Raw genomic sequence first — 12457 nt, forward strand, 5'->3', positions numbered from 1 at the left:
CCAACGGGGATAATCATGGAGGAGCCGGATGCGATGACCCGCACGTCCGGATCTGTGAGAGGCCCATGCAATTGCGCATGGGCCTACTCGATTTATCCGGCTATAGGGTTCAGGACGATTAGCCTAACTGCACGTAGAACGTCGTTTTCTCGTTAGGTGTGCTTCTCGCGTGTATTCTGCCCCGATGCTGCTCGATGATGGACTTGGCGATGGCAAGGCCGAGTCCATAGCCGCCGTTCTTGCGCGTGCGAGAGGCATCGCCGCGATAGAAGCGGTCGAAGATTTTGTCCAGTTGATCAGCGGGAATACCGGGACCGGTGTTCGACACGGACAGCTGGATGTGACCTTGCTGCTTCTTGAGGGCAATGTGGATGGAACCGTGCGAATTCGCATATTTGATCGCATTATCGAGCAGAATCATGACGACTTGCTTCATCTGCTCGCTATTGCCCGTGATCGTCAAGCCTGGCTCAATGTCGTAATCGAAGGCAAGCTCCTTCTCGAAGATGACGGCTTCCATCGTGAGGATGATGCTGTCCACCGCTTCGCTGAGATCGAACGGCACCTGAATCATCTGCTCTCTGGCATCGTCCATCTGGGTGAGATAGAGCAGGTCGTTCGTGAGCGTCTTCATGCGCTCGGTCTCCGACTTGATATGCTGCAGCCACTTGATCTGATCGTTGATCGTTTCCTCGCCATTGGCCAGCAGTACGTCGGCGTTCGTGTTGATGACGGCCAGCGGCGTCTTCAGCTCGTGGGAAGCATCGGTGATGAACCGCTTCTGCTTCTCGAAAGCTACCTTGACCGGCGCGATCGAGCGTCCCGCGAAGTAGCGGCTAGCCAAGTAGATGACGCCGAGCATGCCAAATGCGACTAAGGAGAACGTATAAGTCATGGTTGTTAGGATGCTATGCTGCGGCGTGACGTCCATGAAGAAGATCGCATTGCCGGTCGGCGTGGGCGAAACCGTATACGCCCAGCGGGTGCCGTCCGTCGTGAACTGGCCGAACTGGACGGGATGGGCTTGCGCTTTCTTCGCGGCAGCGGCGAAGAGCTCGCTATCAAGATCGAAGCGGGTTTCCGTCTTCGTAACGGTCCAATTCTTATCCGTCAGTATGGTGAAGGAGACGGACCGCTCATGGAAACCATTATCGAACCCTTTCTTGAAATCATCGTTCGGCTTAGGGCCTTTCGGGCCGCCCCCGTGATCCATTTTGCCCTCATCGGCCATCCGCATGATATCCATATGAATATCGTTCTGAACGTTCCGGAACGTGATGGCGTAGATCGTCCCGAAGGCAGCGAGCATGATGAGCGAGATGATGATCATGTTCATAAGCAGAAATCGGTTGCGCAGTCTGTTGAACATTAAGAAGTCGCCTCCTCAAGCACATACCCGACGCCGCGAATCGTATTAATCCGAACGTTCGACCCCAGCCCGAAAAATAATTTTACACTGCGTTTACAATTTAAGTTTCGTTAAAGGTTCGGACTTTAAGCTACAGACATGGAAGGACGGCGGTTGGCGCCAAGATAGAATAGGGAAGGAGCGCTGCATGATGGCGATTGAAGTGTTTAACCGATACGAGAACAAGTACTCGATGGATACGACGGTATTTGAGCTGCTATATGATCGACTGACGGAGCACATGGAGCTCGATGCTTACAACAAGCATGACCAGTTCTACTCGATCAGCAATTTGTACTATGACACGGAGTGTCATTCGCTTATTCGAAACAGCTTATCAAAACCGAAGTACCGGGAGAAGCTGCGTGTCAGGGCTTACGGCGTGCCGGAAGCGGATGCGAAAGTGTATCTGGAGCTGAAGAAGAAAGTGTTCGGTCTCGTGAACAAACGGCGGACGGCGCTGAAGCTGAATGAAGCGTATGAGTTCGTCCGGACGGGCGAGGCGCCGGCGTACCGGGAAGGGATGAACTGGCAGGTCGCGCAGGAGATCGAATATTTCCTATCGAGATACGAGCTGAAGCCGATGCTGTATCTGGCGTATGAGCGGTTCGCGATGTTTTGCAAACGGAATCGGGATTTGCGCATCACGTTCGACACGAATATCTTGACGACCGTCAACGACGACGAACACATAATGGTTCGCCGAGATCATGCCAATGCCCGTACGCGGGTTGGCGTTGCCGATGGAGCGGTTGCCGAAGTTCGTATCGATTTTCACATTGCCAAAATCAGTGACTGCCACGCCATTCTTCACGAGAGCAGGACCGAAGGAGAACGCATTCGTCACGCCTTGAGCAAGCAGCTCATCGGCTGACACTTCTTCCTCGTTGTACGACTTCATCGTCCCGTCGTTATATAGCGCAAGCCCCTCACGCGCCGGCTCATTCCGGTACAGCGTGCCGTTCCGGATAACGACCCCGTCACCGCGGAAGCCGTAATAGTCGCCGTTGATGGCGAGGATCGCATTATTCGCCGATGCAATCTCCGAGGTATCCTCGGTAATGTTGCGGCCGAAGGCATTGTCTGCGAATGCCGTCAGCAGATGCGACGCATCCTTCGCCTGGACGTCGGCGACGTAGTAGGTGACTTTGTCCGCACCGGAACCGGTCTCGACCTTCTTAACCGAAATGGTCATATCGTCGCTGGTGTAGTTCCAATCGTCGCTCGTTACATTTTCCGTACCAATACTCGTAGTTGTTGATGTGCTAGCCGTTGTTCCAGCTGAAGCCGAAGCCGAAGCGGTAGTAGCTGAAACGGTAGACCCAGAAGTGCTGCTCGCGTGGACAGGCTGGACGATCACCTCGACATGCTCAATCAGATACTGATCCGCCAATCCATATAGCACACCGCCGACGGTTGTTAGTGATAGGGCCAAGCCGATGATAAGCTTTCGCCGCGATTTCTTGTTCTTTGGTTTTTTCATTCGTAAGTCACTCCTTCTAAGGCATAAGCAATTTCGATACCTTTACAATAGAGGGGGTTACTTAAATGCAGCTTAAATGAAATGTCAAAAAACCCGCCCACGAACCGAGCGAGTTTTTGTATAATGAAACTGAGATGGACAATACTAGCAGATGGCAAACAAGCCTGTTCGGTCTAATTGAAAATTATTATCAGTTAGAGCTGAAAAAGGCTTGACAAAAAGTCGTCTGAGAATTAATATCAGTTTAGAATTATTTTAAATAAACCAATCTCTAGGAGGAAATATCAATGTCTCTAATCGGAAAAGAAGTACTGCCATTTAAAGCTCAAGCTTACCAAGGTGGTAAATTCCTCGAAGTAACTGAACAAAATCTCAAAGGCCAATGGAGCGTTGTATGCTTCTACCCAGCTGACTTTACATTTGTTTGCCCAACTGAGCTTGGCGATCTTCAAGATCAATACGCAACTTTGAAATCCCTTGGCGTTGAAGTGTACTCCGTATCGACAGATACTCACTTCACGCACAAAGCTTGGCACGACAGCTCGGAAACAATCGGCAAAATCGAATATATCATGATCGGTGACCCGACTCACACGATCTCCCGTAACTTCGACGTATTGATCGAAGCTGACGGTCTTGCTGACCGCGGTACGTTCATCATCGATCCAGACGGCGTCATCCAAACTGTAGAAATCTCTGCTGGCGGCATCGGCCGTGATGCAAGCACGCTCGTTAACAAAATCAAAGCAGCTCAATACGTACGCAACAATCCAGGTGAAGTTTGCCCAGCGAAATGGCAAGAAGGCGGCGCAACGCTTAAGCCTAGCCTTGACCTCGTAGGTAAAATCTAAGGAGCGATCCAGATGGTCCTTGATCCCGAGATAAAAGCACAGTTACAACAGTACCTTGGTTTGATGGAAGGCGATGTCGTCATCAAAGTTCAAACCGGCGATGATCAAGCCTCGAAAGATACGCTTGAACTGATGGATGAACTGACAAGCATGTCCTCCCGGATCAAGGTAGAGAAAGCGGATCTGCCAAGAACGCCAAGCTTCAGTGTGAATCGTCCAGGCGAAGACACGGGCATTGCGTTCGCCGGCGTTCCGCTTGGCCATGAGTTTACTTCCTTCGTGCTCGCGCTGCTGCAAGTCAGCGGCCGGGCACCGAAAGTGGAGCAAGCTGTTATCGATCAGATCAAGAGCATCAAAGGCGAGTACCAGTTCGAATCGTTCATCAGCCTCAGCTGCCACAACTGCCCGGACGTCGTGCAGGCGCTGAACTTGATGAGCGTACTGAACCCGGGTATTACGCATACGATGATCGACGGCGCTGTATTCAAAGCGGAAGCCGAGAGCAGACAAGTGATGGCCGTGCCATCCGTGTACTTGAACGGCGAATTCTTTGGCGGCGGCCGTATGTCGGTCGAGGAGATTCTGGCGAAGATCGACACGAACCGTGACGATTCGGAGCTGTTCAATAAAGAACCGTTCGACGTGCTTGTTGTCGGCGGGGGTCCTGCTGGCGCGAGCGCAGCGATCTATGCAGCCCGTAAAGGGATTCGCACAGGGGTCGTTGCAGAACGCTTCGGCGGTCAAGTGATGGACACTGTAGGTATCGAGAATTTCATTAGCTTGAAATATACCGAAGGTCCGAAGCTTGCCGCAAGTCTCGAAGAGCATGTGAAAGAGTACAACGTCGATGTGATGAAGCTTCAAAAGGCGAAGCGTCTGGAGAAGAAGGAACTCATTGAGGTTGAACTTGAGAACGGCGCGGTTCTGAAGAGCAAGACGGTTATCCTGTCCACAGGTGCACGTTGGCGTAACGTTAACGTCCCGGGTGAAGCAGAGTTCAAGAACAAGGGCGTAGCTTATTGCCCGCACTGCGATGGTCCGTTGTTTATCGGCAAGCGCGTAGCGGTCATTGGCGGCGGCAACTCCGGTATCGAGGCGGCGATCGACCTCGCCGGTATCGTCGGCCATGTTACGGTTCTCGAATTCATGCCGGAGCTGAAGGCGGATGCCGTTCTTCAAGAGCGTCTTTACAGCTTGTCGAACGTAACGGTGCATAAGAACGTTCAGACGAAGGAAATTACGGGTACGGATAAAGTAAACGGCATTACCTTCATCGAGCGTGACACTGGCGGCGAGCAGCATGTCGAGCTTGAAGGCGTATTCGTCCAAATCGGTCTTGTGCCGAACACAGACTGGCTTGGCGAAGACATCGAGCGTACGCGCATGGGTGAAATCGTGGTCAACGGCCACGGTGCAACAAGCGTGCCCGGCGTATTCGCTGCAGGCGACTGCACGAACAGCGCATACAAGCAAATTATTATCTCGATGGGATCGGGCGCGACAGCAGCACTCGGCGCATTCGATTACCTCATCCGGAATTAATTGTGACTTATAACTGCATGGCAAAAACCGTCCCGCACGCAGGTGTGGGACGGTTTTTTTTACGATTTCAACTCAACAATCCGATTGAGGTCCGTGCCCTCCGTATTTTTGCCGAGCAGTCTTTTGAATAGGAACTTCGCCATTTTGAACTTGTTGCCTGTATCCCAATATTCGGCCGTATCGGCCTTTACTTGAATGAGCACAAGATTGGGATCGTCAACCTTTGTCTCGAGCAGTTTCTCATAAGCCGGGCTCCAAAATTGTTTAATCTTCTCGGTGCTATCCACAAGCTCGGCCTCACCGCGAATGGAGACGAATGCTTTGCCTGCATAGGCAACATTGACCTGCCGATTGTGGAGCAGTTCATGGAATTTGCCAGTATCCTTCTTGGTGAGGAACCACAGATTTCCGTCGAATTCGACCTCTTGCGTCTTCATCGGACGTGAAACGAGCCCCTCATCCGATACCGTTGTCAGCATTGCGATTTCGATGTCTTTAATCAAATCCCGGACGGTTTCAATATCCTCTTTATGGTTAGAGCTAGAATCCATCTATTGATCTCCTTTGCTTGCATTGTGGCTTGACCAAAGGTTATTATTGCCATGCCGCTAGTCCGGTATTCTCAAGTGGATTCGACCCATGATAGGAAGTGCCGCACACGCTGCAGCGTTTCCTGCGCCGATGCTTCGTTATACTTTGGAGAGTATGGATCGCTGAATCCATGCTGTCCGGAGAATTTATGAACCTCAACAAGCGGTTTGTCGCGGAGCGCTGCGAGCAAATCATCCACGTTGAAGGAGCCTTCCTCTTGCGGGAAGAAGAGCAGCGCTTCGCAAGCAGGCGACACTTCCATGTAGTTCCGGATGCGTGAGCCATAGAAGCCAACGATGCCGTGAACGGCCGGTTCTTCGCTGAGCAGCCATGCGATAGTAGCTCCGACGCTGAAGCCGACGAGTATGATTTGGCGGTATGAAGGAGCGATTTCTGCAATCAGCCGGCGTGCGGAGGCGGCCGCAGCCGTGAACCCAACCTCCTGCATGAAGTGTGCATAAGCGTCCGACTCCTCCGCATAGGCAAAAGCAGCTTCACCTCTGTTTAGCAGATCCGGGCACCATGCATCAACGCCATAGCCAGACAACGTATTGCAGACCAGCTCCATATGCGCATTGATCCCATAAATTTCATGCATGACGATGACCGCGGTATCCGAACCTTTCTGTATGCGTAGCATTTTCACCGTTCCTCCTGAAGCAGAGTGAAATGAATCATTTTTATCCTCTAAGATAACAATAACTGCCATTCGTTGTCCATCCTTGATTCAATAGGAATCGACCATAGGGAGGAATCTTAATGTCCAAAGCAATCTGGTCCGAGCAAGCCCCGCAATTCCCGCTGCCGTTCTCTCATGCGGTAGTTGCAGGCGATTTCGTCTATGTTTCCGGGCAAGTCGGCGTTAAGCCGGAAAATCGCGCGCTCGCAGGGGAGACCATCGAGGAGCAGACGAAGCAAACGATCGCGAATATCGAGACGATTCTTAAGACGGTTGGGCTTACGCTTGATCACATCATCAAGATGGATGTCCATCTGGGCAAGTCCGAGGATCTGCCGGCTTATAATCGTACTTATGCGGAGCTGTTCAATCAGCCTTATCCAGCGAGAACAACGGTCGTTAGCGGTATTGGCGACTATCTGATTGAAGTGGATTGCGTTGCTTATGCCCCGCAGCCGCGGCAAAGAGGGTAGGGTTTTGTAACGAAGCTAACACCATCATGGTTTGATGCCCATATACTATCGCAGTGTTGTTTGCGGGGAAGAGAGGGAGGACGCCATGCATCCTTACTATGGCTTCAGCTATCCGTATCAGATGTTTCGAGCGCCAGATCCGTCCGATGTTACACAATTCAAGCATTCCGCTGATCAATTTATGGCGCCGACTCTGGAGATGTACCATTTGTTAACGCAGTTATCTCATAGCAATGATCTAGCTTTGAAGATTAAAGAAGCCGCTTCGAAGAGCGAGCATCAGAAAGTCGAGGATTACATCAAGTCGGCAGGTGTCAAGTCGTCCTTCACGCTGACCTACAGTCCTGAAGGGCTTATCTTAATGTTAAAGCCGCAGGATCCAGGGGCATGTTTTGGGATTAGGCTCTCCATATGCTGGTAAATAACAGGTGAAGAAGAAGCGTGCGACTCTCGCACGCTTCTTCTTTACCATTTCAGGTTGGCGAAATAATCCATAATAAATTGTTGGAATTTCTGTGCTGCAGCAGACAGATAGTGTCTATTCGACCAAGCTAGCCTCAGGTTCACTTGTCCGCCCATGTCTGTAATTCGAACGCGATTCTTACCGAGATCCATCCTCGTTCTCCAAGCCAAGTCAGGCGCGAACGCGACCCCGTGCCCTTGCTTCAGCAGCAGCAGTACGGCATCGACCTCGTCCACTTCTATGGTTGTTCTGGGCGTAAAACCGGCTTTGCGGAGGCATAAGCGATCCGTCATTTCGCGGAACCAGAATATAGGCCGCAAACCGATAAAGGCCTCGTCCTTTAACTCGTGCAGGGAGACGGATTCGCGGCCGTACAAGGCATGTTGATCGGGGACAAGCAAGTAAACATCTTCCGTGCGCAACGTCTTCGATTCGATGTCTGTTCCTTCGAGCTCCGCAAAAGTGAGGCACATGTCAATCTCGCCTCGCTGAAGCATTTGCTGCATGACGGCAATCGGTTCGACGACTTGATGGAATTGTACATCCGGGTGCTCTGCCAAGAAAGCTCCCAGCATCTCAGGCAGGATATTGGTGAGAGAAACGGCAAGCGTAATAATGCCTCGGTCCAAGCCGGCCATATCGCGAATTTCCCGCTCAGCTTCCTCCAGCTCGAAGAATACGTTCTCAACTCGTTTCAGAAAAGCTTGCCCATAGGCGTTCAGCCGAATATTGCGGCCGTTCCGGTCGAAGAGCGGCACGCCGACTTGCTCCTCCAGGCGGGAGATTGTTTTGCTGAGCGATGGCTGTGCGATGTTTAATTGTTCTGCAGCTTTGGTCATTTGTTCGAGCTTGGCTGTGGTCAGAAAGTATCGCAGCTGAAGTATCTCCACGTGATGAAGCTCCTTTAGATTTGGATGAAATTAATTTGTATTATACCTAAAAGTATGCACATTTAAAGCTTTATTTTTTCCATAGATTTGGAGCTATTTCTTATAACTTTTTATATATTATACAGGTTTATGGCTCGTCACTATAATGAGAACGATACGCTTATTAATAAAGGGGCTTAGAGTATGAGAATATCAACCTGGCTCACATCCATGATTGCCATTTTAACGTTATTGTTTGCAGGTGTATTTGTTTGCTTGTCATTGCTGTCACACAGCTATCACGAGCAACACGCGTCGGTCTTGAGACAAGTGGAAATTAAACAGCTTGGCATTGATTTGGAGCATGCCTCCAACTATTTAACAAACGAAGCGAGAGCCTATGTGGGATTAGGCGATATCGTCCATTATGCGAATTATTGGCGCGAAGTGAAGGAGACCCGCACGCGGATCATGCCATCGAGAAGTTGAAGGAGCTGGGATCTCCTCCGATTGAACTCGCTCTCCTGCAGCAGGCGAAGACGGCGTCAAGCGAGCTTGAAGTCATTGAAGGAAAAGCGATGAATGCAGCGGAAGCGGGGAACCTCGAGCTTGCGAGGAAGCTAATGTTCGATCAGCAATATGCAATGAAGAAGCAAGATATAATCAATAACATTGAGTACTATCAACGTATGGTAAAAACGAGAACGGAGTTGGAGACTGCTGCGGAGCATCGACATGTCATGAGCATGCTTCAAGTGACGGTGGGCTTTCTCATTGCAACATTCGGGATATTGCTCGCCATCCTGGTCGGCACCTTGTATGTGACACGCCGCCTCAATACGGGATCCGCTTCTGTCATGATTCGGGAATTGCGGGAAGCTTTACGCAGCATTCATGACCACAAGGAGCAGCTGGAAGTGACTGTTGTTCAGCGGACGAAGGAGCTCGAGGCGAAGAATGTACTGCTGGAAGAGGCAAAAGCGCTAGCGGATGAGGCCAACCGGGCGAAGAGCGAATTCATCGCTAACATGAGCCACGAGATTCGGACGCCTATGAATGCCATTATGGGCTTTAATTATTTGCTTCAGCAGTCGAATTTGTCTGAGCAGCAGAAGGATTATGTCGACAAGACGATTCTCTCTGCCAAGAACCTGCTGACGATCATTAATGATGTTCTGGACTTCTCCAAGATTGAAGCGAAGAAGATTATGCTGGAGCAGATCGATTTCGATCTCTATGAAGTTCTTAGCGACACCTCCAACATGATCAGCTTCAAAGCCTATGAGAAAGGGCTTCGGCTTCATTTCTCCGTACATCCCGATGTGCCGCAGATGCTGAAGGGCGATCCGTTCCGCTTAAGTCAAGTGCTGCTGAACCTGGCGAACAATGCGATTAAGTTCACGGAGCAAGGCGAGGTTTCCGTTTCTGTGTACGTCCGCTTGAAGAAGGCGAGTTCACTGTCGCTTCAATTCGATATTGAGGATACCGGTATTGGAATGACGCAGGAGGAGATGAAGCTGTTATTCCGAGCGTTCACGCAAGCGGATATGTCCACTACCCGCCGGTATGGCGGGTAGTGGACTTGGACTTGTCATTAGCAGGAATCTGATCGAGCTGATGGGTGGAACTACCCATGTGGAGAGCAAGGCAGGCGAAGGCAGCCGCTTCTCGTTTGACGCGCGATTCGAATACAGCACGATGAATGCATTCGTTCCGGACAAGGAGCTAGGTTTCAAGTTTCTGCGGGTTTTGCTTATTTGCGATCATGCAGAGATGAATGTTGTACTTCAAAATCAGCTTGAGCAGCTCAAATTCATTGTCCGCGTTGCGAAAACGGAGAATGAGGTGCTCCAGAAATATTCGAATAATCGCTACGACTTGGTGCTCATCGATTGGAGCTTGAAGGAGGGCGATCCGTTCGAACTTGCGGCGAAGTTCAAGTTTGAACATGCTGCACCGGCTCAAGTGCTTGTCATGGTGAGCGCGTATCATGAGCAGCGACTACACGAGCTGGACAGCCGCGGCGTCTTCGAGAAAATCATTTACTATCCGATAAGCCAGTCGCAGCTGTTCAACGAAATTTGCAGCTTGTACAAGACGCAAATTTCTCAGAAGCACATTATTGCGCAAGATCAAGATCGAAAGGAACGATTCAACCTGCTCAGACACTCTCATATTTTGCTCGTTGAAGATAATGAAATCAATCAAGAGGTGGCAAAAGCGATCCTGTCTGATATGGACATCCAGCTAGATGTCGCGAATAACGGCGCCGAAGCAGTCGCAATGGCTGGCCTCGTCCCTTACGATGCGATATTGATGGATTTGCAAATGCCTGTTATGGATGGGTATGAGGCAACGCGGTTGATTCGTGAGAAGCTCGGCGGCGACACGCCGATCATCGCGATGACAGCCGATGCGATGAAGGGGATCAAAGAACGGGTGCTCGAGGTTGGCATGGACGCATATATTACGAAGCCGTTCGATTCGATCGAATTGTTCAGTGTGCTGCAGCGCGTCATTCAGAGCTCGAGATTAAGGGGCGGACAGCGGCAGGTTGCAGCGGCTTTTGAATCTGAGCAGGAGGAGCAAGAGGGAGCTGTCCAAGTTCTGCAAGTCGAGAAAGCGGTGTCGCGGCTAGGTAATAACAAGCATCTGTACCGGCAGCTATTGCAGGAATTTATGACCGAGCATGGAGATTCGCTCGATTGGATTCGTTATGCGATCGACAGGAGAGAATTGGAGAATGCCCAATTTCTCGCCCATAAGTTGAAGGAGGCGGCGATCTTCATCGGCGCTTACGAGCTTGCGATTGCAGTCGAGAAGGTTGAATATGCCCTGATCAATCAGGAGAATCCGTCCTTTGCTCTTACGATCATGCAGCACAAATTCGAGGAAGCGTTGGCTTCTATCGAAGGTGAGATATCGAAGGTGAGATATCGAAGGTGAAATAGTCAAAACCCGCTCTTAGAGCGGGTTTTGTTGTGTTCTGCGCCTTTCTCTATACGTGCTCCGGCATGAGGAAACAGGTGCTATAGGGTTCGTTTTCGCCTAGGATCTCCAAAGAGTCCGCCCGGCGAGGCCTTGGTCTGCTCCTCTATAGTGGATTTATCGGATTTATCCAATATAGAAAGGTCAAAAAAGAAGAAGTTGCACCTTATAGTGGAAAAATCCACTCAATTCTGCTCGAAATTGGCCATTTCAGTCCTTCTGGCCGAAAATGAGCGGAAAAATCCATCGTAGCTTGCGAAAAACCGCTTTTTTGATCAAAATGGGTGGATTTATCCAACCTAGCAAGGGGAGGATGAGGTGGAAGGTTAAGACTTATTCTCCGTTACCTCTTCCTTCGTATCAGAGACCAGCTCCTTGGCGGAGGACTTGAACTCGTGCAGCGTGCGGCCGACGGCACGGCCCAATTCAGGAAGCTTGGATGGTCCGAAAATAATAAGTACAACGACGAGAATCATCATCAGTCCTGGAAACCCGACATTTTGCAGCATGCGGATCATCTCCCTTGGAATTTAGTCTTGGTTATGCTGGCTTGGATAGGCGGCGACTGCTTCGATCTCGATCAGCCAATCAGAGTTGACGAGACCGGCAACGCCGACTGTGGAGCGGGCTGTCTTGGTTGGGTTCGTCTTCGTGCCAAAGTATTTTGCATACGCTTTGAACCAGCCGTCATAGTCGAATTTGCCGCCTTTCGCCGCATCCGGGGCGATGTAGACGCGCAGATAGATCACATCTTTCAACGACAGTCCCTGCTCCTTCAACTGCTTCTCGATGTTCTGCAGGATGCTTGTGCCTTGCGCTTCGGTGTCGCCGTAGCGCTCATAGATGGTTTTGCCATCCTTGTTAATGACCGCAGGCGTCGTGCCGCTCGTCGAGAACGTGGCACTGCCGGCTGGCAGGGCAACCGCGCTTGCGATTGACGATGACGGGCTGCCGTAAAATTCAGGCTCATAAATCGGTGTCAGCGGATATTTATTCGGTGTTATGGCGGCATATACGGAAGCGGTAGCGGCGAGAGAAGCGATGATGACCACGCAGGCTGCGATCTTTACTTTACGAGATAAGTTCAAATTAACGTTGATGTTCATTCCA

Annotated in this window: 13 protein-coding genes and 2 pseudogenes; 8 read left to right on the forward strand and 7 right to left on the reverse strand. The window is 50.7% G+C overall.

Translation table 11 applies throughout. The features are described 5' to 3' along the window. Window positions 1-118: 118 nt before the first annotated feature. Window positions 119-1369, reverse strand: coding sequence for a sensor histidine kinase (locus tag A8990_RS21105; RefSeq protein WP_116191034.1), 1251 nt, complete (start codon window positions 1367-1369; stop codon window positions 119-121). Window positions 1370-1559: 190 nt separating this feature from the next. Here A8990_RS21105 and A8990_RS21110 point away from each other — a divergent pair. Continuing rightward, window positions 1560-2123, forward strand: a pseudogene (locus tag A8990_RS21110) (VTC domain-containing protein); the annotation flags it as partial. A gap of 3 nt (window positions 2124-2126) precedes the next feature. On the opposite strand, the pseudogene A8990_RS32240 reads toward A8990_RS21110, so the two are convergent. Beyond that, window positions 2127-2891 (reverse strand): annotated as a pseudogene (locus tag A8990_RS32240) (phosphodiester glycosidase family protein); the annotation flags it as partial. Between the two features lie 287 nt (window positions 2892-3178). Between A8990_RS32240 and ahpC the strand changes: the two are divergent. Further along, window positions 3179-3742, forward strand: a complete 564-nt coding sequence (gene ahpC / locus A8990_RS21115) for an alkyl hydroperoxide reductase subunit C (RefSeq protein ID WP_116191036.1) — start codon at window positions 3179-3181, stop codon at window positions 3740-3742. A gap of 12 nt (window positions 3743-3754) precedes the next feature. Beyond that, window positions 3755-5284: an alkyl hydroperoxide reductase subunit F gene (ahpF, locus tag A8990_RS21120; RefSeq protein ID WP_116191037.1), complete on the forward strand. Its 1530-nt coding sequence runs from the start codon at window positions 3755-3757 to the stop codon at window positions 5282-5284. 59 nt (window positions 5285-5343) lie between these two features. On the opposite strand, the gene A8990_RS21125 is transcribed toward ahpF, so the two are convergent. Beyond that, window positions 5344-5835, reverse strand: a complete 492-nt coding sequence (locus tag A8990_RS21125) for a pyridoxamine 5'-phosphate oxidase family protein (protein ID WP_116191038.1) — start codon at window positions 5833-5835, stop codon at window positions 5344-5346. 71 nt (window positions 5836-5906) lie between these two features. Continuing rightward, complete coding sequence (locus tag A8990_RS21130) at window positions 5907-6515, reverse strand: dienelactone hydrolase family protein (RefSeq protein WP_116191039.1); 609 nt, start codon at window positions 6513-6515, stop codon at window positions 5907-5909. 119 nt (window positions 6516-6634) lie between these two features. Between A8990_RS21130 and A8990_RS21135 the strand changes: the two genes are divergently transcribed. Together A8990_RS21135 and A8990_RS21140 are read left to right on the forward strand one after the other, a co-directional pair. Further along, window positions 6635-7027 (forward strand): RidA family protein, encoded by a 393-nt coding sequence (locus tag A8990_RS21135; protein ID WP_116191040.1) that lies wholly within the window; start codon window positions 6635-6637, stop codon window positions 7025-7027. Window positions 7028-7112: 85 nt separating this feature from the next. Further along, window positions 7113-7448: a YuzC family spore coat inner layer protein gene (locus A8990_RS21140; protein ID WP_116191041.1), complete on the forward strand. Its 336-nt coding sequence runs from the start codon at window positions 7113-7115 to the stop codon at window positions 7446-7448. A 44-nt stretch (window positions 7449-7492) separates the two neighbouring features. On the opposite strand, the gene A8990_RS21145 is transcribed toward A8990_RS21140, so the two are convergent. Beyond that, window positions 7493-8380: a LysR family transcriptional regulator gene (locus tag A8990_RS21145; RefSeq protein ID WP_116191042.1), complete on the reverse strand. Its 888-nt coding sequence runs from the start codon at window positions 8378-8380 to the stop codon at window positions 7493-7495. Between the two features lie 183 nt (window positions 8381-8563). On the opposite strand from A8990_RS21145, the gene A8990_RS21150 reads away from it, so the two are divergent. From A8990_RS21150 to A8990_RS32525, 3 genes are read left to right on the forward strand one after another with little or no spacing between them, the layout of a single operon-like run. Beyond that, window positions 8564-8848, forward strand: a complete 285-nt coding sequence (locus A8990_RS21150) for a hypothetical protein (protein ID WP_116191043.1) — start codon at window positions 8564-8566, stop codon at window positions 8846-8848. After that, window positions 8797-9936 (forward strand): histidine kinase dimerization/phospho-acceptor domain-containing protein, encoded by a 1140-nt coding sequence (locus A8990_RS32520; RefSeq protein WP_147306842.1) that lies wholly within the window; start codon window positions 8797-8799, stop codon window positions 9934-9936. The genes A8990_RS21150 and A8990_RS32520 overlap by 52 nt, the downstream gene beginning before the upstream one ends. A 40-nt stretch (window positions 9937-9976) precedes the next feature. Continuing rightward, on the forward strand, window positions 9977-11305 hold the full coding sequence (locus tag A8990_RS32525; RefSeq protein ID WP_281272518.1) for a response regulator: 1329 nt from the start codon (window positions 9977-9979) through the stop codon (window positions 11303-11305). Window positions 11306-11673: 368 nt separating this feature from the next. Here A8990_RS32525 and A8990_RS21165 read toward each other — a convergent pair whose 3' ends face one another. After that, entirely contained in the window at window positions 11674-11856 is a 183-nt protein-coding gene (locus tag A8990_RS21165) for a twin-arginine translocase TatA/TatE family subunit (protein WP_116191046.1), read from the reverse strand. 21 nt (window positions 11857-11877) lie between these two features. Further along, entirely contained in the window at window positions 11878-12453 is a 576-nt protein-coding gene (locus A8990_RS21170; protein ID WP_116191047.1) for a RidA family protein, read from the reverse strand. Window positions 12454-12457 lie beyond the last annotated feature (4 nt).

Source organism: Paenibacillus taihuensis (assembly GCF_003386535.1).
GTDB lineage: Bacteria > Bacillota > Bacilli > Paenibacillales > Paenibacillaceae > Paenibacillus_Z > Paenibacillus_Z taihuensis.